2 tRNA genes are annotated in these 341 nt (G+C 49.9%); both read right to left on the minus strand.

From position 1 onward, the window contains the following. Positions 1 to 62: 62 nt before the first annotated feature. Positions 63 to 137 (minus strand) — tRNA-Glu (locus DWW81_RS12605). A 73-nt stretch (positions 138 to 210) separates the two neighbouring features. Next, a tRNA-Lys gene (locus DWW81_RS12610) sits at positions 211 to 286 on the minus strand. Between the last annotated feature and the right edge of the window lie 55 nt (positions 287 to 341).

Genomic DNA, 341 nt, shown 5'->3' on the forward strand with positions numbered 1-341 from the left:
AAAAAAATAGCAAGCTTTTTGAGAAGCTTGCATAACGACCTCACGCAAGCGAGAGGAAATATTGGTGACCCGTGGGAGAATCGAACTCCCGATGCCGGCGTGAGAGGCCGGAGTCTTAACCGCTTGACCAACGGGCCATATAATGCTGAGCTGCAGCATATAAAGAAAAACCGCAGCGAGCAAAAATATATCTGCCCGTTACGGGAAATTTGGTGCACCATCGGGGACTCGAACCCAGGACCCACTGATTAAGAGTCAGTTGCTCTACCATCTGAGCTAATGGTGCATAGGTGTCGGCAGCACCCTATCTTACCGGGACGTTACCATCCAAGTATTTTCGG

The sequence above is a fragment of the Ruminococcus sp. AF17-1AC genome (assembly GCF_003461385.1).
GTDB classification, from domain to species: Bacteria; Bacillota; Clostridia; order Oscillospirales; family Ruminococcaceae; genus Hominimerdicola; species Hominimerdicola aceti.